The organism is Vibrio cincinnatiensis DSM 19608, assembly GCF_900167345.1.
Lineage (GTDB): Bacteria > Pseudomonadota > Gammaproteobacteria > Enterobacterales > Vibrionaceae > Vibrio > Vibrio cincinnatiensis.
In genome coordinates, this window is the sequence record NZ_FUXB01000019.1 from 1 (window position 1) to 24428 (window position 24428).

Below are 24428 nucleotides of genomic sequence, written 5' to 3' on the forward strand. Positions count from 1 at the left end.
ATAAATTCCGTCACCCCCGCTTCAGTGATTTTGCGGCTACGGCGCCCTAAAGCATCATATTCATAGTGGGATAAGCCGCCATTGTTCTCCACGGCCACCAATTGACTCAATGCGTTAAAGCGGCGATGCTGAGCCTGACCTTCCCCTTCCGCTTGGCTCTGGTTACCTTGAGCGTCATACTGATAACGCCAGCCACCATGTTCCAACAGCTTATCACCGCTGCATTGGCTCTGCGCGTCACTCGGGTTACCAAAAGGGTCGTACTGGTATTTCTCTTCCCGCTTACGGGTGGTCACTCGAGTTAACTGACCTACAGCATCATAGTGGTAGTGGGTCGTGCCCGCCTCACTGTCCATGATAATGGCTAAATACTGAGCGCCATCAAAATAGTATTTACGCTCTCTTCCTGACCAACGCTGCTGACACAAACGGCCAATGCCATCAAACTGCTTCTCTTCCTGTTGGTTTGCGTAACGAAGGCGATAGAGCCGCCCCATCACATCATACTCATACTCGATAAGCGGGGCCGATTGCCCACTCAAAGACACCGCGCTTAACTGCCCATAGGGGGTGTAATCAAACTTGACGGTTTCACCACTCGGAAGATGAATGTCCGATAACTGACCATGTGGGTGATAACGATAAGCCAAGTCATGCAACCCTTGGGTTTGTTCTATCAACAGACCATTGGGTTGATAATGATAAGAGACCGTGCGATGCGTATTGCTGGCTAAGCAGAGCTTATCACCCGCACTGAACTGAAAATGATGTTCACTGATACCACTCTCACCGCCCGCTCGAATCAGAGTTAAGTTACCTCGTGGGTCGTAATGAAACAGAACCTGACGTTTATCACAGGTTAAATGAGATAAACGACCCGCAGCATCATATTGATAGTCAGTGACGGTACCATCAAAGTGACGGGTTTGGGTGAGATGGCCTTCTTCAGAGAGCATGAAATGGTAGCTGGCGCCATCACTGCGAGTGAGGGCGGTCAGATTTCGTTCACCGTCATAATCAAAAGCTAGGCCTGCCCCATCAGGGCGAAGTAATGCTTCAGGTTGAGCCAGTTTGCTCCATTCAATAATGCTACAACCCGCGGGGGTCACTACTTGGGTAATACGCCCAAAATCATCATAGTGATAACGAACTTCTCGTTGATGATCATCACGTTCACTGTACAAGCGCGTTTGAATGCGCTGGCCGCGTTCATCGTATTCCAACGCCAGCAGCATTCCATCAGGGTAAGCAATACCATTAAAATGGTGGCTTTCGTCGTAGCTGTAACGCAATAAGGTTTGATTAGTTTGTTGGGCGATTAATTGCTCGGCTTCATTCCACCACCATTGGCACTGCTCACCATGCTCACTTTGGCTTTGAATAAGACGACCGAACTTGTCGTACTGATAGTGGGTGACAGAGCCTTCTGGCTCCGAGCGCCAGAGTAGCTGACCCAGAGAGTTGTAATGCTGGTGTTGTTTTTCGCCATCAGGATACTCCACCATGGTGAGCTGACCAAGTGGGTTATATTGATAATGGGTGGTTGCACCAGAGGAATGATACTGCGCACAACGTTGACCATAAGCATTGTATTGATAGCGCATAAAACTGCCATCAGGGAAATGCTCGGTCACCAGTTTGCCTAACGGGTTATAATCCCAACGCCATAGGCGACCTTCAGGGCTCTGTTTTTCCAGTAACTGACCCTCATCACTATGACGAAAAGTCCACTGATGACCTAATGTATCGGTAAAACTTGAATTATGCTCACTATACTGAAAACGGTAATCATAAACCTGCTCATCACCGTAGTTACGCACACATTGAGCGCTACTCCCCTCACCTAACCACTCAAAATAATGGTTAAATCCCGTATTACGGCGGCGGCGAAGAATCAGGTGAGCGTCGGTATACTCGTAATGCTCTGTCTGACCTTGTTGGTTGGTGGCAGAGGTTAAACAATCTTGTGGATCATAACGATATCGGCTAAATACTCGCCCTGAATGAGGCTCTCGAATTTCAATTAAATGACCACGCTGGTCATATTGCAGCTCGAAACAGTGACACTGGTTGAAACTGACACCAATTAAACGATGCTTAGAGGAGTAATCAAGCGTAACTAAGGTGAGAATATTGGGTCGAATCTGCTTAAGTAACCATGCTCCCTCGATACGTTCAAATTTATATTGCGCTCCACTCGCTAGCGTGACAAGGGCATAGCCTGTCTCTTGGTAAAAACAGCTAGCTCCAACATAAATTTGATAGCTCACCGCTCCTTTGTTTACCGCTGGAAATGAGATAGCATCCCCCATTTCATCAATAAACTGCCAGTGAGTCACACTACCTTTATCGCAAACAATATCCAGTAATTGAAAGTCAAAGTTATGACGCCAACCATAGCCTAAACCAGTATCACTATCACAACGTGAAGAACGATAAGTTCGGCTAAAGACTAAACCATGATGCAGCGTTATATCGGTAAGAGTTAGTATCTCTTCTCCCGTCACCATAGAGACGGGGTCACCTGCCGTTTCATGGTTCTTGCTACTTTCAGGATGTGACTCTTTACTAACACGATCCTCACCTCTCATCGCCTCTGATTTACCATCAGAGGTAGGTTTAGAGGGTTTTGCTTTAGGCGGAGAAGTAGGAGCCGTAGGAAGACCTCCGGTTGGATTCACACTCGCAATTTGTACAACATGCAAATGCCGATGAACCAAAGCTTGGCTTAAAGGCGCAAGATAATCAGCGAAAGTGTTTTTCTCACGATGAACATTGACTATTGGCTCAGCACCAATCCAACGAGCCAATTCTTCGATATCCGCGAGATCAGATAATTTAAAACGCTCCAGAAATTGGGTAGCTAGGGCGATGGTAGGAAAATCACACGCTTTACCCTCAGCGATTGGCTGATCAGAAAAGTAATGTAGTGAGCCGTCATACGCGGCCAATCGGACAATCCGTTGAATACTCATTTTATTTGACGTTTCTTTTAGGTGCGCCAACGATACAAAACGCCCGCGGCCATACCGTGAGGATCGCTGTCCAGTTGTAATGCATGAAAAGTAGATTTAAATGCCATTTTCTGCTGTTCATATAGCCCTAGCGTTTTCAATAATCCACTCCCCGCCCCCACTTCACCAATCATTAGGTTATTAAATCGATAGGTTGTCTCTTGGGTGATCCATGGGGAGAAGCGAAACAAATGCGATTGCCAATCTGATGATTCATCGTCATGTAATGAGAGAGCCAGATCGGTTAACTCTTGCCCACATAAAGTCGCTAAAGAAGGCATAACGGAATCAACCCCACTGCTATATGCCTGTGAATAACAATCTATCTGGACCTTGGAGGCTTCCAAACCTTCGTCGGCGACAACAATACGTGACACCAGCAATGAATCAGTTTTGATATCATCAAACAACTGATATTCATGACCACTACAAAAAGACTCAGACGAGTCTAATGATAAAACCCAGCACCCATATGACGAGTGGGCTAATGTAGAAATCCTCTCCAGCGCAACTAAAAATGAGGCACTTCCGTATGGAAAACAAAATAGCGGCCGATCGATATCCATTGAAGTGGGTAAAACCCTCTGCACGGCTTTCAATACATCAGCAATATGTTGTCTATCGTTAATCTCTGGTAACAGAAGACACACTGAAGCATTGGGAGAAATGTGTGCTAATGCTGAACGATGATGCGCCAATAATTCAATCAATCGCTGAGATAATGAAGACGACTGATGCGATAATGCTCTACGTGTATTACCAGTGAAATAAAGATCATCACACCACTCTGGTGAACTCAATTCTTGCGAATAAAAATCACCATAAAATACCTGATCTCCAAGAGCTATCACCGTTGATTCAAATACAAGAGCCATTTAGTCCCCAATCAACACTGTCGGCACACCAACTAATATTTTTCCGCCATGTGAGGTTCCATCACCCATACGAGCCGCCGGCTTTCCGTTGATTGTCACAGAGGAAGACCCTGTAGAAATGCTGTCTGGAGGACCAACACAGACCAATTTATCGCCAACCCTTGCGGCAGGAATTCCTCCAATCTTAACATTGGGAGATCCACCAACAACAGGGCCACCCACATGGGGGATTTTCCCCGTTTTTTTAGGACACACATGAAAACAACCAATGACAGATGCAGCTTTACCCATATCCACTTCCTCAGTTCAAAGAAATTTGACCCGCTTTTAAGGCGATCATCGAACCATTAAGTGCAATCTTCTTACCTTTAATATTAATTTCACCTGAACTTGACATCTGAATTGAAGCCCCACCCACTTTAATTTCAATACTCTTACCCGCCGTCAATGACAAAACCTCACCAATATCAATACTGTAGTTTTTACCAACTTTAGATGTGGTATTTTTTCCTATCTCAGAAATGAGGTTATTGATAATTTTTTCAGTTTTATTGTTCTCAACCAGCACATCGACAGAATCTTCCACTTTCATCTGGAAGTCCTTCTCTGCGTGTAGATAGATATGCTCTTCACCGGGTTTGTCTTCAAATCTCAACTCATTGAAATTTTCCGAACCTTGCTCAACGGAACGACTTCGATAGCCACTTTGTGTTTTTTTATCAGGGAGTGCGAATGGAGGATTTTGTGTGCCATTGTAAAGAGAGCCAATGACCAAAGGCTGATCAGGGTCACCATTAATAAACTCAACAATCACTTCTTGCCCAACGCGTGGCAAAAATGAACTGCCCCATCCATTACCCGCTATTTGCTGCGCGACACGAATCCAGCAAGAGCTATTAACATCAAATTTCCCTTCTCTATCCCAATGGAATTGAACCTTTATCCGACCAAACTTATCAACATAAATTTCATCGTCTTTATTACCCGTTACAATAGCGGTTTGAATGCCTCTAATATTAGGTTTTGGATAGTTCACCGATGGTCTATGCATTGTTCCTGATTCAATACAAGAGAAGAAAACTTTGACTCCCTGCCCGGAGGTACCACCTTCACCCGTCTGATTAAATACAGCGGCGCTTACAGTGATAGAAGAGAGCACATATTCTTTACCAATACGATCTTTATCATCATGTTTAGCAAATTTAAAACTTTTCCCTATCGAAAAAGTACGACAGCTTGCCTCTCCCGAACATATATAAGCATTCTGTTGAATCGACTCTATCGAATGGGTATTACGAACTTTATATTGGTCACTCGTTTCTGTTTCGCCAAGATACTCAAAATATTCACTTTCAGGGACAGTGAATAAGGCGCAGTCTCCTACCGCTGTATTTTTCGGCACAGAGGAGGGTTTTTCCATATTAAAACCCGCTTTATGGCTACGTTTAGTCACTAAAGTCTGAATTTCATTCCATGATGATATATGGCCAATTTCAGAGCTTCCAGAATCGAAATTCACCATAAACTCGATACCGGGCTTATAATAGCTTACATCATCAAATATTTCTAAACAGTGAGAGGAACTCGTATGAGAAAAACAGAATGATAACCCTTCCTCAGCCATCAGTCGTCTGACAAAAAGAAGATCAGATTCTTCATACTGAACTTTATAAGTATATTTAGGATAAGATTTCACTAATTTAAAAGAAAAATCCACACCATGTTCACCTAAAATCAAAGTCAGTATTTCTTTTATGTCTTTATTTTGAAATATTCGGCTATTAATACGAAATGCTGAGAATTTTACTTTTGGTTCTATGATGATTTCAATATTTTTATAACAATCCCCTTGGCTTACTTTTGTTATTCGGGAACCCATTAACCTAGCTTTTGATACTATTCCATGGAAATATCTCGGTTCTGATGAAATTTTCTCATGATTTTTCATAGTAATAACGACGGGTTTACCTAGGATCTGATTGAGCTCTCCCTTTTGCCCATTAAAGTAAGCAAGTACCTGCAATGAAAAAAGCTCCGACATTTCTTCCCGGTATTCAAAGGAATTAAGAATGATGGCATCTTTGCCATATGGAGTAGATATGCTAATGAAATTGTTATCTTGTGTGGCTTTTTTCATTACAGACTTCTTTTTTAAAAAAATAAGCGGAGGAGAAAATCCTCCGCAAAAACATTACATTTGCTGACCTTTAACGCCACTGTAACCATATACCAATGGTGCAGAAACGTTGTTTTTATCGTCAGTTGGTGTCACTGTCATCATCATTTCTGTATAGGAAATAGTGATAGTTTCAACTGGGCGATCATCTTGGATTGAAACTGAATAGTTAGAAATCATGGCATCGGTTAGTTCGATTTTCATGATTTCTTCAATTTTTTCGCCTTGCTTGGTGATATGAAATACCGCTGGTTTTCCTTTACCAATTGTCGCTTCTTTGAAAAGATCTGGTGATGAACGATCTTGAAGCTTAGTGATAGTCATATCATAAAGACGAGTCGAACTCGCTTCACGGTCCATAGCCGTACCAGTATAAGATGAAATCTCACGACCCACACTCCAATCAACTGAAAGAAGAGTAATCATATCTTTATACTGTTCTGCTGTCGCTTCACCTTTAATATCAGCATATTTCAGGTAGGTATTTGCCTGCATGCTAGTCTCCTATAGCATTGATTAATAAAACTCGATTCGAGCAAGTTTGTTGTTTGATGCAAGAATGAACTTAATTATAAATGTATCAAATAAAATAATTTAAATACGCGTCTTTATAGCAGAAACCAATAACGCTTAATAGATCAAAATATCAATCTAGGCATTATAGTTTGATCTTGATCCAAAATATTTTACGATAATTATTTATTATTCCACTGAAACAGAAATATTATCCACATCACCTTCAACCACAACACTATTAATAGAATAATCATTTAAAACTGAATTCAATATAGCATCGGATATTTTAGGTAAAACTCTATTTTCAATCACCGTTTGCAATGCTCTTGCGCCACTTCCCGACTCATTGCAGCTATCAACAATACTGTCAATTAATTTCTCGGAAATCTCTGTTTCAGCCTTGTAATTATTTTTGATTCTCTTTCTTATTTTTGAAATTTTTAATTCAGTGATCTTAATTAGGACATCCCTACTTAATGGAAAGTAGGGAATCACATTGACTCGACCTAAAAATGCGGGTTTAAAATCTTTCAACAAATCCTCTCGCAAGGCTTCTTTTAATGATTCGGCATCTGGAGCCAGCTCAGGGTCTTGGAAAAGCTCCATAGTCGTATCAGTTCCTGAATTAGAGGTCATAATGATAATCGTATTTTTAAAGTCGATATCACGCCCTTCTCCATCTTTGATCATCCCTTTATCAAAAACTTGATAGAAAATATCCTGAACACCTGGATGAGCTTTTTCCATTTCATCAAGAAGAATGACACTATAAGGTTTTCTGCGTACGGCTTCTGTTAATATTCCCCCCTCACCATAGCCGACATATCCAGGTGGAGAACCGAGCAATAGGGAAACTTTATGCTCTTCCTTAAACTCAGACATATTGATAATAGTAATATTATCCTCATGACCATAAACTTGCTCAGCAATAGCAAGTGCTGATTCTGTTTTTCCCACACCACTTGGGCCAACAAGAAAGAAAATACCGTTAGGTTTTGACTCTTCATTTAACTGAGCTCGAGCGGTTTTTATGACCTCTGCCATTTTGACTAAGGCATGATCTTGGCCTACGACCCGCTCACTCAAATACTTTTGCAGTTCCAGTATTGCTTTGACTTCATCATTTTTCAGCTTACCTAATGGAATCCCTGTCCAATCAGCAATAATTTCTGCGACTAAGAGTTCATTGACATGAGAAAACACTAACGGCATAGGATTAACAGAGAGTTCCTGTTCGATTGAAACCAACGCTACCGCCTTATCAGAAGAAGGAGACTGTAATATTTCAGAACGAAGCGCTTTCGCCTTCGCTACTGCATCACTCTCTTGCCGCCAAATCTCCTCCAGTTGTTCGATTTCGTGGTGTAAAGAGGTTAATTTCAACTCCAATTCGCTAATTACTTGCTGATGTGAGTGCCCAAACGTCTCTTCTTTTAGCAATTGATTTAGCTGATTTTCTAACATTTGCTGCTGTTTATGTTTCTGATCAAGTGAACCGGGTACTGTATTTTGGCTCAGGGCCACTCGTGAACATGCGGTATCTAAAACTGCCACCGCTTTATCAGGAAGCTGACGCCCACTGATATAGCGATCCGATAGACATACCGCCGCTTTCAATGCTTCAGCCGTAATATAAACGCCATGATGTTTTTCCATGACGGGTACTAAACCTCGCAGCATTTCTATCGCTAATTGCGGTGCTGGCTCTTCGATTTTCACAACCTGAAAACGCCGGGTCAGTGCCGCATCTTTTTCAAAAAACTTCTTATATTCAGCCCACGTTGTGGCTGCAATGGTACGCAGTTCACCTCGTGCTAATGCGGGTTTCAGGATATTCGCTGCATCCCCTTGCCCCGCTTGAGCCCCCCCACCAATGAGCCCATGAGCTTCATCAATAAACAAAATAATAGGAACGGCAGATTCGTTCACTTCTTTTACTACATTTTTCAGGCGATTCTCAAATTCACCCTTCATCCCTGCACCGGCTTGTAATAATGCAAGATCTAACGATTTAATTTGTACGTTTTTTAAGGCAGGAGGTACATCTCCTGCGGCAATTTTCAACGCTAGCCCTTCAACAACAGCGGTTTTTCCAACGCCAGCTTCTCCCGTTAAAATTGGATTATTCTGCCGACGACGTAGCAAAATATCTGTCATTAAACGGATTTCATTGTCTCGACCAATAACAGGGTCAATCTGACCGGCCTTCGCCTGTTCAGTGAGATCAACGGTAAATTGGTCTAGGGCCTGAGTTGATGACTTGTGACTCGCCATCGCTTTTTTCGGTGCTTTAGCCTGCTCTTTCCTATATTGAATCAGCGCATCGGCATTAATTTTTGTCAGTTCTGAGCTAAAATGGGATGAAAAAGCAAACAGTGTGTCGTCTGATAAAAAGGCATGCAAGATGTGGACGGATGCAATCTCTGGCTCTTCAAAAGCAATCGTGGCCGTCATCCATGCATTTTGTAAAATGGTTACCGTATGAGAAGAAAGCCCTGGTACCGTTTGACAACCTGTCTTAAATTTTTCCAATTGTAGCTGTAGATCACTGTGTAATTGGGCAAGATCCACAGAAAAAAACTGATACATCTCTCGTTCAGCCTCACTGGGGTCCTGAATCATTGTCAGTAACCAATGAGCAATTTCTATACTGTGGTGAGTTCTTGAACTCGCTAAAGCCGCCGCTTGCTCTAAACTCCCTTTAGCTTCGGGAGTCAATTTGTCAACCAACGCTGATAGTGATAAAGACGTCATTATTAATCCTTTCAGATCGTTATCGTTATTTGTTTATTTACGGCTGCATTTTTTGCTGCCAATACACTTCCTTTACCAAGGGTTCCAACCCCCTTGCTAAGATTTGCTTTAGGGAATAACTGGCGTTCAGCCGTTAATTTCCATTTAATCTGTTTACTCTCTCCCAACAATTGTTTGGCGAGTACTTTGGTTTGTTCTAATCGTTGGCACTGCAATAACGCTCTTGCCGTTTGTGCATCCGTTGCCACAAGCTCAATCTCAATACCGGCATTCATATTCCAACTTCGTTTCCCGATCAAAGCACCACTACCTAATTGAGCAAACTGTCCTTCGGGCATACTCGGACTGCAAATTCTCGTCTGTTCGTGCACTTCAATATCAAACCAACGGCCTTGGAATTCATGCAGAACAACCGAACAACCTGATTGCATTTCAAGCAGTGTTTTCACCATCGCCTTGCTACGAGATCGACGATGAAAAGCGCCCCCCAAAAAAATGGCGCTGTCTCCTTGATCTCCAGTTAATGCACTTAAGATGGTGTGAATGGGTGCACTTTGGCCATGCGCAACTTGACATAACTGAGCGGTTAGTTGAGAAGAGAGCCAGCAACGGTAGTAAAGAGAGAGAAGTCGATGGTTAAAAATGTCAAAAAAATCCGACATTGCCTCATCATTTTCACGAATACGTTGAATAATACGCTCACTATAGTGATTAGGCAGAATGCCTTGCTCCCCAGTCAAACCCATTAAGTTCGTTTTTAGGTGTAGTTTGGTTGTCGATTTTTTGCTTATGCTCACCAACTGATTAGCTTCATAGCCGAGTTTTTGTAAAACAGAAAGGGAGATGCGTTCATTCTCAGGTAAAGCATCACTCCCAAGATAACTTTCTCCTTTTAAATAGTGATGCTCAAGCAGATGAATCGCTTCAAACAAAGGCAAAGCTTCTAATGCATCAAAGAATTCTTTTTCCGTCATAGAAGTTCCTTTTCCCCCGCCAAAGCAGGCCAGCGAAAGAGTCTTTCACCCGTAGAAGTCAAATGAATGGATAACTGAGTAAAGGTATTGATTTCAGCAAATTGTGCAAAATAGGCGGACAAGACATTCCCCAACAAGAAGATTTGTTCACGTGACAAAATCTGATCAGAGATATGAAGGACAATTCCAGTGCCATTGCAAAAACCGACTCGTCCATTCTGTAAGGCGCGTCCCGTCGTTATCGAGGTTTTCATGCCTTTAATGGCTTCAATCAATGCTTTGGTTTCAGGTGTTCCTCTGAAAGCCAGTAGGTTCAGCACTTGTTTCAATGCTTCAACGCCATTCTCATCGCTAAAGTGATTTAGCGTTAATAACTTCGCAAACTGCCAGCGAGAACTTTCATCCATTTCCGGCCGAATAGTTTCTGTCGGAGTTACGAGGCACTTAATCTTGCTAAAATTATCTTTACAGTCAGGCATGGAAACTTGGGGCAAACCGCCTCCAAATGGAATTTTAGCGGCAAGATTACGGTTGCAACACCAAGCTTCCACCGACATCAGCCAGTTTTCACGAGACTCAGGAGAAAAAAGCTGATATTGCTTATCCACAATTGAAACAAAAACTTCTCGACCCGGTTCGTCAAATCCCCCCGCCCAATTTTTATCTTCTCGGCGTAGTACCCAATATATTTCATCTTTAGAAAAGTAGTGAGGGTGATTACCCGCATAATATGAGGGTAAATTATCGTAGACTTTATTCCAGTTTCTCAGGGTTACCTTATCTAAGCTCACGACTTCGCTGGATTCAGGATCCATATATTCAGTATGAAGCTGATATTCATAATCTGATGGCTGAATACGAACCGGCTTCATCTTTGCTTTATACAGATTAACCACCGGAGTACAACCTAATTGGATGTTCTCGAAGGTTATCTGTTTTTCCAGCCAATCATTGGATTCTTTAAAATAGAACCAGAACTCTGCCTGTGTCCCCTCTCCTAAAATAGTTAAATCAAGATCCACTAAATCGAAGAACAAGAATTTTTCTGGGAAATGCAAATATTCAATCAGCATACGAGTTCCAGAGAAACTACGCTTACTGTAAGGAACGACTTTATCGAGATCACTAAATCCGACCGCATTAATATGTCGTTGAGTAAACTCTTTAACACATCGCCCCCCTTGCACTAAAACCAACCCCAAGCAGGAACTGAACAAGTGTTGATAAAGCTGTAGCGAAATCTGCGATTGACCATTGAGATAGAATCTCAACCGTTTATCTTTGTTATCGGCAATATTGATCTCATCACTATGACTTTGTAATCGCAGCTTCAGGACTGACTTGGCTTCCGCTTGTATACGAGCCTCTGTCCCAGTAAAGGGAGCATTCTCAAACTTTGCTTCGGTAACGTCAAAAGGTAGAACCTGTGTTTCATAACAAGTAATAAAATCACACTCTTTAAAGCCTGGAGCGGTGATCGTAACTCTTTCTCCAACGGGAACAGTCACACTTGATGTAGCAGAACTCGAACCACAGACTTTCACGATTGACATCGAAGGAATCGGGGCATGAAAATCAGGGAAAAGTTGACCAATAAGCGCTTCTGTCAATTGTGGAAAAGCGTTATCTAAACTTTGTCGAATACGGGCAGTAAGAAAAGCACAACCTTCCAATAAACGAGATACATGAGGATCTTCTACGACCTCCTCACTTAAACGTAAACGAGCCGCTATTTTAGGGTAGTGTTCTCCAAACTCATGACCTTTATGTCTTAAATACACCAGCTCACGATTATAATACTTTAGAAACTCTTCACTCATTTCGCTTTACTCAGTTTAATTCCTAAGCTAACGGGTTCCACTTCTGAATCCATGACAAGTTCTTGTTCAGTGCCGTCAATGATGCAGGTCGCACGGATGCGTAGTTTTAATATCCTGTCTAATGGATTCTTATCTTCTGCAATACTCACCGTTACATAACTCAAACGTGGTTCAAACTGTGTGATCGTTTTTTGTACCAAGTTGCATAAAAATTGCTGCCCATCTGCACTACTAAATGGCATGGATGAAAAATCTGGCAAACCATAGCGAAGAATAGAGTGGGATAATTCTCTAAGCTCTTCTGGTAATGACTGCCAATTGATTCGACTGTTTAACAAAGCCTCAAGATCCAAACGAATAGAATCCATTAACGCATGACGAGTTAGTGGATAATACTTGTCATAATGGCTCTCTGGATCATAATCGACCAATTTATCCAGCAAAGAAGGCATCACACTTAATTCGTTCATTCAACCGGAACCAACGCGACTTTTTTAATCTCACCTAATTGAGATAAGGCGATCACCCCCTCTCCGGCCAACCACATTTTTTGCCCCATACCTAGGCTGTGCTCAGTCTCCAAAATTCTTTTCCAATCGGTTTCTCGGCCTAGCTTTTGATTATCCGTTTCGGAGTCCACATACGTCATTGGGAAATGAGCCTCTCCTTCTCCTAATCCATCAATATCAAATTCACATGGACGCCAAATGGTTTCCAGTAAATTGGTTGCGGGTTTCAGTTGCAGTGAATTCACCTGGCTAAGTGGAACCAAATAGTAATTTCCCATCGATGAAAAGAGCTCAATAAAACCCGCTAAACGATCATCTAGATCCCTAACATCTTCATAAGTCGTACCATTTACCGTAAAAGCAAGCTTAGGACGAACCGCTTCAACCTCATCACACACAGCAGCCAATTCATCCGCACACTGATTTCCTAAAGCCAAACTAAAATTAACCAGCATGTTATTTTGTTTTTCCGCTTCACAAACAAATTGTGCCGTTGCGGCACCTTGCGAAAAATCAACTCTCGCTTGTGCCGCTTTCACTAAATGGCGGATCTGGCTAGCACCCGGTAGATATTCGGGAAACAACTTAATGGCCTGCATCAATTGCTCATCGGCACGAATAAAATCGCCTTGTAGACAAAGAACTTCGATAAATGCACTACGTAATGTGGCATTTTTAGGATCTTGCTTTATAGCGTTAATTAAGGCTTCTTTTGCTTGTTGTAATTCGCCTTGTCCAATGTATTGTTGCCAATCTAACATTTTGATTCCTTACAATATGTGTTCTGGTGATAGCTCTGTAATCAGTTTTATAGAGGAGACCATCTGATCCAGTTGGAAATGTGGCCTTAAATGGATTACTGAGTAGTAATTTCCTGGGCTACCCAATTTTTCCGTCACTCGTATCCGTGCTTCATTAAGCGGATATTTTGCTCTTAGTTCATCCGAAGCTTCATCGGATGCGGTCGTATATTTGTGTAACCACGCCTGAAAATCCCGTTCTATACTTTGTGCATCTTGGTAACTGCCAACTCTATCTCGTCCCATCACTTTGATATAATGAGCAATTCTTGATACACAGAGTGTGTATTGCAACATCGATGATAAACGAGCATTGACATTAGCCCCTTTCTCCGAAAATAGACGGGATTGATGCAATGAAATATTCGATGTAAAACTAATAAACTGTGTTTCTGCTACTGGGGATAAGGGAATAAAACCACAATCCGATAACTCCTGCTCACGTCGTTCTGTAACTTTAAGATTTAGGGGCGCTTTATAGCGCTGACCTTTTCCTGGTAAATGAACACGACACGATGATGGTGGTTGGATAATTCCTTGTGAATAGTCTCCCGTTTTATGCCCACGAATATGAGTAAACCAACCGTTTTCCTGAAATGCACGCATGATGACTGCCGCAAAACAAAAAGAAGCATTTCCCCAAAGCAAGTCACGGTTGGAATCACGGATCCGCTCGTTATAAACAAATTGGTCACTTCTTGAACCATCACTACAATATGGCTGACGGTAAAGAACATTCGGCATTGTTAGTCCAATAAAGCGCACATCATCAGACTCTCTTAATTTACGCCAATTCAAATACTCACTTTGCTCAAACTGGGTATAGATATTTCCGATAGAGGCAATATCAGAAAAATGATCCGTACCAAAAACGCTAGGGTTTACCGACATAATAAAAGGACTAAAAGCCGCAGCAGCCGATTGAGCCATTTTTCCTAAAGTTCGAATATCTCTATCCACCGCATTTCTTCCCGGTGACTGCCCTAAATAATAATCTCCAACTAACAACCCGAAGGGTTCTCCACCCGGCATTGAATATTCATTTTGATAGATCAATTTAAACAAGGCTGATTGATCAAACTCTATCGCTCGCGTTGCATCTTTGACTAACTCATCCCAAGTACATGTTAAGATTTTAATTTTTACTAATTCTTCAGCATTAGAGTCTTTTTGCTCAACTAAATAACGCAGCCCCCGCCAAGTTGATTCAAGACGTTGGATGACACTATGATGTAAAATATCGTCTAATTGCTGGTTTAACTGGGCATCTATCTGTTCAATCGTACTCAGAATGCTATGAAAGAATTCCTCTTTACTCTTAATACCAGCGAACTCAACCCAATACTGTATTGCTTGACTTAAGTCCTGAGTATCCAAAAAACGCTCGATCCAATGATTTGCCAGTAATGGCTGCTCTGGGGTCGCTCGCTGATGTGTGAGTTGTTCTACTGAGACGAAATTCATGCTACTTATCAGGGGCTGGTGTAATACACCACCCCTGCCTTCTTATTAACCACCTGATTGTGGTATTTTTGCAACTAAACGTAATGACGTTGTCAATTCTTCCATTTGCAGCCAAGGTTTTAGCCAAGCAACCGCATTATAAGCTCCCGCTGTACCAGGAATTTCTTTAACCTGAACACGCGCATCAGCCAATGGATATTTAGCACGGATCTCTTGACCTCCCCCTTCCGAAGCATTGACATACCCTAATATCCAACGATTCAACCAAGACTCCACATCTTCAGCTTCCATAAAACTTCCGATTTTGTCTCGTGCCATTACTTTGAGGTAGTGAGCAAATCGAGAAGTTGCCATCATATAGGGTAAGCGAGCGGAAATTGCCGCGTTTGCAGTGGCATCAGGAGAGTCATACTTAGCGGGTTTTTGGCAGGTTTGCGCACCAAAAAATACCGCATAGTTCGTATTTTTATAATGGCATAAAGGAAGGAATCCCAGTTTGCCTAATTCCGCTTCACGTCGATCCGTGATTCCAATCTCAGTTGGACACTTCATATCTGGATCGCCATCATCACTCATAAAAAAGTGTGTCGGTAAATTATCAACTCGGCCGCCACCTTCAGCGCCACGAATCGCGGTACAGAAGCCATATTTAGAAAATGCATCCGTTAATTTAGCACCTAGCACATAAGAGGAATTCATCCAACAATAGTCATTATGCTGTGCATTGGTGGCAATACCAGAAAGTTCATCAACATCAAACTCTTCAAACCCGAACTCTTCGACTGGTGACGTTGCTTGACCATAAGGCAAACGAGCTAAGACTTTAGGCATTGTTAAGCTCACAAATCGAGAGTCTGCACTTTCACGAAAAGCACGCCACTGAGTGTACTCTAGTGATTCAAATACTTTTTCTAAGTCACGAGGTTTAGACAACTCTGTCCATTCATCGAACCCAAACAACGCTGGAGAAGCCGCAGAAAGGAAAGGTGCAAAACCGGCGGCAGCAACATTAGACATTAAACGTAAGCTCTCAATATCTTCTGGATGATTGGTAAATTCATAATCACCAATCAATGCGCCATAAGGTTCCCCCCCTGCACTACCAAATTCGGCTTCATACACTTTTTTAAAGATTTGACTTTGATCAAATTCAACCGCTTTACTTAAATCTTTATGCAACTCTTTCTTCGTCATGCTGACCATACGAATTTTAAGCGTAGAGCTGGTTTCCGAGTTCATGACTAAGTAATTCAAACCTCGCCAAGTTCCTTCCAACTTTTGCAGATCGGGGTGGTGCATCACTTCCGAAAGCTGCTCTGATATTTTTTTATCCAGAGCCGTGATTGCTTCGCGGAAAGTAACGGTTAAGTTTTTATTCCAGGTCACGGTACCTTTTAAAGCTTCTTCGGCTAAAGTTTTGATCAATTCTTGCGCGCGAGCAGCTTCTGTTTGTTTCGTTGCACCAATCGCCTGTTCAAGAAATGAAAGTGACTGACTCTCAACGGTCGGGTCCAATTGATTTTCTAACTGTGTTGACATCATATTTTCCTTATTCTGCCTGCGCGTCGCCCTGACCAATCTTCAGTTCATCCGCCAATTTGGATAAGTTTTCAGTATTATTGAGGACCGCTTCTAGAACATTTTCCAACTCTTCAGAACGATCGACTTTGGTCATTAAGTCTCGTAACTTATTTCGGGTATCCATTAATTGGCGAAGAGGATCGACTTGCCTAACAATGGAGGCAGGTTCAAAATCCTTCATTGACTGAAACTTCAAATTGACTTGAAATTCAGAATCATCACCCGCGAGTGTATTTTTCACTTTAAATATGACTGATGGACTCATTTTTTTCAGAACATCATCAAAATTATCACGATCAATTTGAATGAACCGTCGATCTTTCAATGGTTTAAGAGCCTCGGTATTTTGACCAGCAAAATCCCCCATAACCCCCACCACGAACGGAAGCTCTTTCTTTAATGATGCGCCTTCAGTTTCTACATCGTAGGTAATATGAACACGTGGTTTCCTGACTCGTGATAGTTTCGAGTGAATACTAGCCATATTGTTCTCCCTTTAATTACTCATCTTTATTTGCTATGCCAACTAAACGGAAGTAGCCCTTTTTGGCTTCCCCATCAGATATCAGCTCTGCCAATAAATCAGGCAAAGCCATTCCACACCAGCGAATAACTTGTTCGATAGTGTATGAAACTGGTGAATGTGGTTCTGTCTCTCGAAAGAAATCAGCCACTTTTCGTAATTGCTCTATTGCCTCTTGCCGAGATTCTACATTTGCATTCCATAGTTCACGGTGAAGGCCCGCACGAGTATTGTTCTCAGCGTTTAACCCAACTTCTTCTTGCCCATCCAATACTTCTGGCGTACTTACGCCAACGCTTTTTATTAGTTTATCGCCAGCGAGATGCTTTACCGCGGCATAGATGGTGTCTAGCTTATGGGCAATATATGAACTTGGGGTTACCTCTCCACAAACCTTATCGAGCACTTCAGAAAAATGGCGAAAGTTATCAATCGCACTCTGTAAATCTTGTTCTAATTCCTGATAAAAAGTGCTACTAGAGGCTTTAGCGGTTTGTACAATATCGTCAAGCGCGGCAACACCTTGATTGTGTTTAGCGCGCTTTTTATCTTCATCGAGTCGCTCAATTTCCAACGCCTGTTGGTACTCCCAATAGGCATAAGCTTGCTCACTTCCCTGCTCAGTAATAGGGATACATGCAAGCGGAAAAACTAATGTTCCCTCATTATCGATACCATTAAGCCCAATAATAGGAGAGATACGTGTCTCAATACCTTCTTCATCTGGCATCGGATGTAAGTGTGGCCAGTAATGCTCTATATAATAACTCGCTAGCTCATAGCCAATTGCCATGCCTCTGAAACCCTGTAAACGGGTCAAAGCCTCTATCAGCCAAGCAACGAACTCCAAGTCTTTGGTTTGCGTTGCTAACGCTAGTGGTAATTCTTCGAGAAAAACACGCCATAAACTGGAATGACTGAGCAATGGCTCTTCTTCAACAATGGCATTGCGCTCAATATTTCGAGCCTGCATACGTTGGTCTTTCAGTCGATAATAGAGTGACTGGGGAGTGATATCTCCTCTCGGGTCAATCCCCGTAGGCGATTCTCCCGCTATCGCAGCTTTTGCTGCATTCAACCAACCATAATCGATGTCCTCAAAGCCCATTCGTTCTTCTCCTTGGGTATACCGGAACCGTGGCATCAGAGGAAACGGTTACGCCTTCACTAGCAAACGGCAAACTGACTTTGATGAGGGCACATGTAATATTGTCACTCGCACCACGAACTAAAGCAGAATGAAGCAAAGCCAACCCAGATTGATTCACCGAATCTGCATAAAGGCTATTTTTTATTTCGTTATCATGTAGCTCTTTCGTTAACCCATCGCTGCATAACAAAAATTGATCCCCGTGTTGTAACTGACCCGACACCTGATCAATTCGAACGCCATACTCCACACCGATGGCTCGAGTAATAACATTGGCTAAGGGGTGATCTTCAGCTTCATCCACAGATAAAATCCCTTGCTCTATCATTTCCATCACTTGGCTATGATCACGCGTTTTCTGTGAAAAAATATCATCACGCAGTAAGTAAATCCGGCTATCTCCTACCCAAAGACAGTGAAAATAACCATCTTGGATCATCAACAACACCATGGTCGTGCCCATCGTTTTCCCAGCTAAATGCTGCTGTGCATAATCATAGATATCCATATTCGCCAGTTCTATTTGATGGCGTAAGTCATCAACACTGAAATGTGGAGTATCGATAATAAACCGTTCGATTTTATCCACTAACATTTGGCTGGCGACATCTCCAGCAGCATGTCCTCCCATACCATCGGCGACCACCCAAACCTGACGACTCGTCATATCCAATAGTGAATCTTCGTTATATGGGCGAACTTTTCCTGGATGCGATTTTGAAAATGTAAAAAAATTCCAATTCATTCACTTACCCACATTACCAATTCCACTTTGCCCACTGCCCATCCAACATAGCGGCATATTTGCCTATTGGAGGTAGACCCTCAGAGATAAACATAAGAGGCTCCACTGTATCGTTCCCATCAGTCCACCAATAACAGGGTTTGTTGTATTTTTCGTTAATGAGAAACTTGAGAAGATCATCCGCCCCAATTTCAGCATACTCCTTGAATATCAATGACTCACACTCAGCATTTTTCAACGATACCTGACCACTAAACTTACGATTCAAAGCCAAATTATCGTTCGCGGAGGACAAACGATTGAGCCAATGATCAAAAGAAAAACCATCTTCTAATACAGCCAGCGCTAATGCTTGTGAATCTTCCGCCCAAACTCTATGCTGCCAATAGGCTAAAGCATGCTCTTCGACCAATCGGGCAACCGTAAAAAAGAAATATCGCCCAGCAGCATCCACACTTGGAATCATGCTCCCAATTAATGTTGACTCACCCGTTATCGAAGCATCGAATGAAAAATTCCATATTGGTGCATTCAGATACAGCGCCTGCCAACGATCTTGAAGCTGCTCTCGACTGACAGCAATTACAGCTTGTTGCCAGTCATGTAACACATTTGCACAATATTTAGGCAAACCATGTTTGATAAAATCGCCTTTTGCGGGGATCTTTCCTATATATCCCCACCCCGGAGTTACAACGTCTGAGGGCATCGGAATCTCTCCATATCATTAGACCAAAATGGATTCATGGTACTTCTGGGTATTAATTCCAACTGAACTTTATTTCCCCTCAAATCAATCATAACAATGTTATCTCTACGAGATTCAGGTCTCGCCTTAAGGGATTGATCGAGAAGCTTAAACATCCCCCACTCTCCCTCAAAGGTATGCGATATTTCACGACGAGAATCGGGTGGCGTGAATATAATCCGAGCCACGGGATGCTTGGAGGGCCAACTCAACGTTTGTATTCTTGCAGGACCATGTCTATAAACTAAATTTTGCCCACCTAACTCAAGAGAAAAACTGGTAATATGCTGATCTAAATAAATCGGCTTCATACCAAAATCGACCCTTAACGTATTATCTGGTTCAAAAAATGCCTGTCTGATTCGGTCTGCTCGCTGAAATATCGCTAAGGTATTTTGACTCACCCCAATTTCTTGTTCAAAACGCCATACTGACTTCGACGTATCCACAAATGGAGCTAAGTACTCATTAAAGAATGAATCCAACGTTCCTCCATAACCAAAGAAGCGACTAAAGTCTTTTAAAGTGACTTCTCTTTGTGCTGAGGGATTGAAAGGATAACGTCCCTGTATACTTCTTTGATACGGTTTATAAACCTTGTTCGTCCATAGTGTATTGAGGTGTACACGTGACCCCTTCTCCGCTAACTTAGCAGAACCGCTGGACAGTTCACCTAACCAAGAATCAAAAGGCTTCGGCAATAATTGTCTTGCATGATTGATCGATGCAGCAACCTCACCACTTAATGTCCCGTTTAACATACTCTTATAAGCTACTCTCTGGTTATTACCTGAGCTTGATAAATCTGCGAGGTATTTTTTAAGACTGGATAATGCTTGATGAATGTCCTCAAAGTCTTGATCCGTTATCTGAATAATATCCTCAAATGCATCTTCAACTTCTTTACCTGGCAAAGAAAGATTAAAGTTTTTATCATCGGAAGGACGATATCGGCGTAATGTGTCCGCAGTACCTGACAATTTCACTTTAGCCACGTTACTCGCTACCTCGGCCGCGGCTTTTTCATTTTGTGACAAAGCGATTTGAGTGAGAGCCACTTCTCTTCGCACTGCTTTTAGTAATGATTCCATCGGCCTTTCAGAGCTCACTAATGTATCTGTTTGATCCAAACTACTTTTCAGATCAGAAGTCGGTTTTAATTGAAGATCTTCAAGTAATGATCTCCATTCATGAATGTAATCTCGAAAATAACGTTCACGAACGCCAGCAATAGCAAGGTCGTGATCAATATTACGAGCATCAATTTCATCGCCATAAACCCAGTTCTCTTCCATTAATGCTTTAACCGTTCGGCCTATCTGCAGTTGGAATATACTGTGAAAACCATTGTAGGTATAAAAGCCAGAGATCCCCATGGATAATGGTTTACCACTACGTCTTTCAAATTGCTCAAGACTACGAGCCCCCAACACATCCGTTAATCGGAAAGAAGGAACATGGCTTTTAATGAATTGTAATTTCATTCTCTGGTAAGCCCTTTCAGATAAAGACATTTGCGTAAGCACTTGTCGAGCATCTGAAACTGCATCATTACTTAAATAGAGACCTTTTTCTGTTTGGTTAATATAGTTCTTTGTATGCTGCTCTAAGTCTGAACGTAATCCTTCATTTAACACACCTGAATATGCTTGCTCATAGTAATAAGAGAACCAGCCCAATACATGTTCAGGATCTAATTTATCGTCATTAAACAACATTAAGTATGTTTTCAGTGTTTCGTATAAATACTCTCGGTGATGCTCATTCGATCTCAGCTCACTTAACAAGATGTCTTCAATAAAAGGGGAAAAATAGTTGACTAATGCATTGTGATAAGCGGCTTTCGCAGATTGCTCAATTTTCTCACCTTGATACAATCCTAGAGATCTGACTTTACCTTTCTCTTCTTGTTGCTCAGTATTAACCATTGGGAGCATCATGATTTGATTTAACACATCCACTGATGGAATTAAGTTATCTCTCAAATCAATATCTTGAGTATGAATAAGATGCTGTACTTCTTTTATTTGAGTATCCGTTCGACTGATCAAATGGTTATTCCATTGATAGCTCATCATCCATAACGTGACGGCTAATGCAGACACTCCTGCACAAATCACATAGGCACTTCTTCGTAGCCAGCTACTTTGTTTTTGATGGTGTCGATTGACCGTCCCCAGCAACTGCTCCTTAAAAATGACATCTTCAAAAAGCTTTTTCACAAAATACGTACAAGAGTCTTTAGAGCTCAGGCGTAATGGCGGTCTACCGAGTCCGAGACCTTGCGAAGTCTCAAGCATAATCCTGTCTATCGGCATACCTTCTTGAAGAGAACTCACGATGAATACACCACGAATCATGGATGGCTCTTCAAACTTATTTTGAGCAAAAATCTCCGTTAGAAACTCATCTAAATTCGCCTGTAAACAACGAAGTTGCTTAGGAAACTCAAACATTAAAGAGCGTTTATCTAGATCTTCTTCCATTTCTAATCGTTGCATCATGCGCTTATCTAATGATTCAAGAAGATCATGGAACTCTTTGTTAAACAGAGAAATCACTCCTCGTTCATCCTCTACTTCACGAGGAAAAACAAAACCCAAAAACTCTTCCCGCTTTTCTTTGCTAAGATCAGAAAAGAATTCATTGAATCCAGCGATCAAATCCGCTTTAGTCAATAAAACATAAATCGGGAACTGCATACCCAATTGATTCTTGAGTTCTTGCAAACGATTTTTAATTGCTCGGGCGTGCAAACCTCGTTCTGTTCGAGTTTGGGTCATCATACTAGCAAGGCTAAGAGTCACAATGGCACCATTTATTGGACGCTGCTTACGGTATTTTTTCAATAACCCTAAAAAACCATACCAAGCCTTAGAGTCAACTTGAACTTGGCTATCTTGCGTCGTATACCGCCCAGCGGTATCAATCAGAACGGCTTTATTGGTAAACCACCAATCGCAATGACGAGTTCCACCTATACCACTAACAGAATCACTTCCTAATGCATCACTTAAAGGGAACTCAAGACCAGAATGCTTTAGTGCCGAAGTTTTACCTGTACCAGGAGGACCAATCAATACATACCAAGGTAGGTTATACAGATTCTTCTTTCCTTTCCCATCTTTAGTAATGATTTGAACAGCGCGGTCAATTCGTTCACGCATGACATCAATTTCTGATGCTGCTTCATTGTCATTTAAAGAGTCCACTTCCAATAAGTGTTGAATACTCTCGTCTTGCTCTTTACGCTCTTTTTGCTGGCGGAATAGATTCATCGCCCCCCAGCCAAAAATCAAAACAGCAATAATCAGCAATCGATTGAATTCTGATTTAAATGGTTCAGATCCAGCAATCGCAATCAATGGCCCGACAAACCAGATAAAGATAGATATGGCTAATAAACCAACTAAGCTAATAACCCAGCGCTGACGAAAAAAGTTTTGTATGGCAGCCATCTAGTTATTCCCATCCATTAACTGACCAGAGATCAGCAGATCAATTTCAACTCGTCTATTCATTCTTCGCCCTTCTGGGGTCTCATTAGATGCCAAAGGTCTCGCATCACCCCATCCTTCAGGAATGACTCGTCCTTTAAGCGTTCCACTCGACATTAAATGATCCGTCAAAGATGTGGCTCTCGCTAAAGACAAGTGCCAGTTAGAAGGAAACTTGCTGGTAAAAATAGGGTTATTATCCGTATGACCAATAACTAAAAGTTTTCCCGTGGTGGCTTCTAACGCCCTAGCCACCTTCGAAATAACGGGTCGCATATGGGCAACCATCTCTGCGCTGCCAGACTGAAATAAATCCTGTGATTGAAAAGAAATACGAACTCGATCAGCCAAAGGTTCTACACGTAAGATCCCCATCTCGATTTCTGTTGCTAAAAAACGTTGTATCTGCTCACTAATGGCAAGTGAAGAAGCATAGTTATCTTGATGGTTGGAAACGGCTCTATCAGGTAATAGATTAATCAAGTTGGTAAAGGTCACATCTGATTTTTCATTAAGATTAAAGTTCAAATACATATAAATACACGCTAACAGGGCAGCTGTAATAGAGAGCAACACCCACAGTGGCGCTTTCTCTGTCACCTGCTGACCGACAAGGATATTTTTTACTGTACTTTCACATAATGCCGAATCGGGCACTCTTTCGTAATGTTTTAGTACATCCATAACTTGAATTTTCAACGCCCGGTGCTGCTCGCTACCATTTTCTTTGACACGAAAATGCCCTTTAAAGCCTAAACTCATACATAGATACATGACTTCTAGAAGGTCAAGAGACGATTGGGGATGTTTAAGGCATTCCTCTAAATGTGTAAAAAACTCTTCTCCTCCTTGCGTATTTGAATAAAACGTAGAGAGCAGAGAATTATCAACCCATACAGATTGGCTACCCCACACAGTATTCAATACTGCCTCGTCAATAGCACAGCAGAGACAGTATCTAGCAATATCAATCTCTCTTGGGTCCGCACTTCGTAAGCGCAGACGATTCTCGTAGTCACGCATTTTCTGAACAAAAGCTTCACGTAACTGCTTTACATCACTATGAAGCGCAGTAGAACGGATCTGTCCGAGTAGAGAAAAAATGATGTTCGCCTCTGCGAGTAAGACATTACTACCATAAGCAATCACACTGGATTCTTTCTCTTCTTTTATCATCTGGGTTAAAAGAACAGTATTATCACTTTCAACAGCGGTTACCGCTGACAAAGAGGGACTTTTCTTTCTTCCTGGTGTCGGTTTTACAATTGTCTCATCCATAACT

Annotated in this window: 18 protein-coding genes; all 18 read right to left on the reverse strand. The window is 41.9% G+C overall.

Going from position 1 to position 24428, the window contains the following annotated elements; genetic code table 11:
• Positions 1 to 2975 (reverse strand): DUF6531 domain-containing protein (locus tag B5D54_RS14975; RefSeq protein WP_078927365.1); only part of this gene is annotated, 2975 nt, incomplete at its 3' end.
• A gap of 17 nt (positions 2976 to 2992) precedes the next feature.
• Entirely contained in the window at positions 2993 to 3889 is an 897-nt protein-coding gene (locus B5D54_RS14980; protein WP_078927366.1) for a hypothetical protein, read from the reverse strand.
• The gene (locus tag B5D54_RS14985) at positions 3890 to 4180 is read right to left on the reverse strand and encodes a PAAR domain-containing protein (protein WP_078927367.1); all 291 of its coding nucleotides are present in this window, start codon (positions 4178 to 4180) and stop codon (positions 3890 to 3892) included.
• A 10-nt stretch (positions 4181 to 4190) separates the two neighbouring features.
• Positions 4191 to 6026: a type VI secretion system tip protein TssI/VgrG gene (gene tssI / locus B5D54_RS14990; RefSeq protein ID WP_078927368.1), complete on the reverse strand. Its 1836-nt coding sequence runs from the start codon at positions 6024 to 6026 to the stop codon at positions 4191 to 4193.
• A gap of 54 nt (positions 6027 to 6080) precedes the next feature.
• On the reverse strand, positions 6081 to 6560 hold the full coding sequence (locus tag B5D54_RS14995) for an Hcp family type VI secretion system effector (protein WP_078927369.1): 480 nt from the start codon (positions 6558 to 6560) through the stop codon (positions 6081 to 6083).
• Between the two features lie 207 nt (positions 6561 to 6767).
• Positions 6768 to 9335 (reverse strand): type VI secretion system ATPase TssH, encoded by a 2568-nt coding sequence (tssH, locus tag B5D54_RS15000; RefSeq protein ID WP_078927370.1) that lies wholly within the window; start codon positions 9333 to 9335, stop codon positions 6768 to 6770.
• Between the two features lie 11 nt (positions 9336 to 9346).
• The gene (gene tssG / locus B5D54_RS15005; protein WP_078927371.1) at positions 9347 to 10309 is read right to left on the reverse strand and encodes a type VI secretion system baseplate subunit TssG; all 963 of its coding nucleotides are present in this window, start codon (positions 10307 to 10309) and stop codon (positions 9347 to 9349) included.
• On the reverse strand, positions 10306 to 12129 hold the full coding sequence (gene tssF, locus B5D54_RS15010) for a type VI secretion system baseplate subunit TssF (protein ID WP_078927372.1): 1824 nt from the start codon (positions 12127 to 12129) through the stop codon (positions 10306 to 10308). The genes tssG and tssF overlap by 4 nt, the downstream gene beginning before the upstream one ends.
• On the reverse strand, positions 12126 to 12599 hold the full coding sequence (tssE, locus tag B5D54_RS15015) for a type VI secretion system baseplate subunit TssE (protein WP_078927373.1): 474 nt from the start codon (positions 12597 to 12599) through the stop codon (positions 12126 to 12128). The genes tssF and tssE overlap by 4 nt, the downstream gene beginning before the upstream one ends.
• Positions 12596 to 13399 carry a type VI secretion system accessory protein TagJ gene (locus tag B5D54_RS15020; RefSeq protein WP_078927374.1) on the reverse strand — a complete coding sequence of 268 codons (804 nt, stop codon included), beginning with the start codon at positions 13397 to 13399 and terminating at the stop codon, positions 12596 to 12598. Before B5D54_RS15020 ends, tssE begins: the two co-directional genes overlap by 4 nt.
• A 9-nt stretch (positions 13400 to 13408) precedes the next feature.
• A complete protein-coding gene (gene tssC / locus B5D54_RS15025) occupies positions 13409 to 14902 on the reverse strand; it encodes a type VI secretion system contractile sheath large subunit (RefSeq protein WP_078927375.1) in 1494 nt (497 codons plus the stop codon).
• A 45-nt stretch (positions 14903 to 14947) separates the two neighbouring features.
• Entirely contained in the window at positions 14948 to 16441 is a 1494-nt protein-coding gene (gene tssC, locus B5D54_RS15030; RefSeq protein ID WP_078927376.1) for a type VI secretion system contractile sheath large subunit, read from the reverse strand.
• 10 nt (positions 16442 to 16451) lie between these two features.
• The gene (gene tssB, locus B5D54_RS15035; RefSeq protein WP_078927377.1) at positions 16452 to 16967 is read right to left on the reverse strand and encodes a type VI secretion system contractile sheath small subunit; all 516 of its coding nucleotides are present in this window, start codon (positions 16965 to 16967) and stop codon (positions 16452 to 16454) included.
• A gap of 16 nt (positions 16968 to 16983) precedes the next feature.
• Positions 16984 to 18114 carry a type VI secretion system protein TssA gene (tssA, locus tag B5D54_RS15040; RefSeq protein WP_078927378.1) on the reverse strand — a complete coding sequence of 377 codons (1131 nt, stop codon included), beginning with the start codon at positions 18112 to 18114 and terminating at the stop codon, positions 16984 to 16986.
• The gene (locus B5D54_RS15045) at positions 18104 to 18901 is read right to left on the reverse strand and encodes a PP2C family protein-serine/threonine phosphatase (protein WP_078927379.1); all 798 of its coding nucleotides are present in this window, start codon (positions 18899 to 18901) and stop codon (positions 18104 to 18106) included. The genes tssA and B5D54_RS15045 overlap by 11 nt, the downstream gene beginning before the upstream one ends.
• A 13-nt stretch (positions 18902 to 18914) precedes the next feature.
• Positions 18915 to 19610 (reverse strand): type VI secretion system-associated protein TagF, encoded by a 696-nt coding sequence (gene tagF / locus B5D54_RS15050; protein WP_078927380.1) that lies wholly within the window; start codon positions 19608 to 19610, stop codon positions 18915 to 18917.
• On the reverse strand, positions 19592 to 23107 hold the full coding sequence (tssM, locus tag B5D54_RS15055; RefSeq protein ID WP_078927381.1) for a type VI secretion system membrane subunit TssM: 3516 nt from the start codon (positions 23105 to 23107) through the stop codon (positions 19592 to 19594). The genes tagF and tssM overlap by 19 nt, the downstream gene beginning before the upstream one ends.
• Positions 23108 to 24424, reverse strand: coding sequence for a type VI secretion system protein TssL, long form (gene tssL, locus B5D54_RS15060; RefSeq protein WP_078927382.1), 1317 nt, complete (start codon positions 24422 to 24424; stop codon positions 23108 to 23110).
• Between the last annotated feature and the right edge of the window lie 4 nt (positions 24425 to 24428).

What these genes read in the sequence shown, in the direction of transcription:
- tssB (WP_078927377.1), bottom strand. Translation starts at nt 16,967, where the DNA reads ATGGCTAGTATTCACTCGAAACTATCACGAGTCAGGAAACCACGTGTT.
- tssF (WP_078927372.1), bottom strand. Translation starts at nt 12,129, where the DNA reads ATGAGTGAAGAGTTTCTAAAGTATTATAATCGTGAGCTGGTGTATTTA.
- tssL (WP_078927382.1), bottom strand. Translation starts at nt 24,424, where the DNA reads ATGGATGAGACAATTGTAAAACCGACACCAGGAAGAAAGAAAAGTCCC.
- tssH (WP_078927370.1), bottom strand. Translation starts at nt 9,335, where the DNA reads ATGACGTCTTTATCACTATCAGCGTTGGTTGACAAATTGACTCCCGAA.
- tssC (WP_078927376.1), bottom strand. Translation starts at nt 16,441, where the DNA reads ATGTCAACACAGTTAGAAAATCAATTGGACCCGACCGTTGAGAGTCAG.
- tagF (WP_078927380.1), bottom strand. Translation starts at nt 19,610, where the DNA reads ATGCCCTCAGACGTTGTAACTCCGGGGTGGGGATATATAGGAAAGATC.
- tssC (WP_078927375.1), bottom strand. Translation starts at nt 14,902, where the DNA reads ATGAATTTCGTCTCAGTAGAACAACTCACACATCAGCGAGCGACCCCA.
- tssA (WP_078927378.1), bottom strand. Translation starts at nt 18,114, where the DNA reads ATGGGCTTTGAGGACATCGATTATGGTTGGTTGAATGCAGCAAAAGCT.
- tssI (WP_078927368.1), bottom strand. Translation starts at nt 6,026, where the DNA reads ATGAAAAAAGCCACACAAGATAACAATTTCATTAGCATATCTACTCCA.
- B5D54_RS15020 (WP_078927374.1), bottom strand. Translation starts at nt 13,399, where the DNA reads ATGTTAGATTGGCAACAATACATTGGACAAGGCGAATTACAACAAGCA.
- B5D54_RS14995 (WP_078927369.1), bottom strand. Translation starts at nt 6,560, where the DNA reads ATGCAGGCAAATACCTACCTGAAATATGCTGATATTAAAGGTGAAGCG.
- tssE (WP_078927373.1), bottom strand. Translation starts at nt 12,599, where the DNA reads ATGAACGAATTAAGTGTGATGCCTTCTTTGCTGGATAAATTGGTCGAT.
- tssG (WP_078927371.1), bottom strand. Translation starts at nt 10,309, where the DNA reads ATGACGGAAAAAGAATTCTTTGATGCATTAGAAGCTTTGCCTTTGTTT.
- tssM (WP_078927381.1), bottom strand. Translation starts at nt 23,107, where the DNA reads ATGGCTGCCATACAAAACTTTTTTCGTCAGCGCTGGGTTATTAGCTTA.
- B5D54_RS14985 (WP_078927367.1), bottom strand. Translation starts at nt 4,180, where the DNA reads ATGGGTAAAGCTGCATCTGTCATTGGTTGTTTTCATGTGTGTCCTAAA.
- B5D54_RS15045 (WP_078927379.1), bottom strand. Translation starts at nt 18,901, where the DNA reads ATGAATTGGAATTTTTTTACATTTTCAAAATCGCATCCAGGAAAAGTT.
- B5D54_RS14980 (WP_078927366.1), bottom strand. Translation starts at nt 3,889, where the DNA reads ATGGCTCTTGTATTTGAATCAACGGTGATAGCTCTTGGAGATCAGGTA.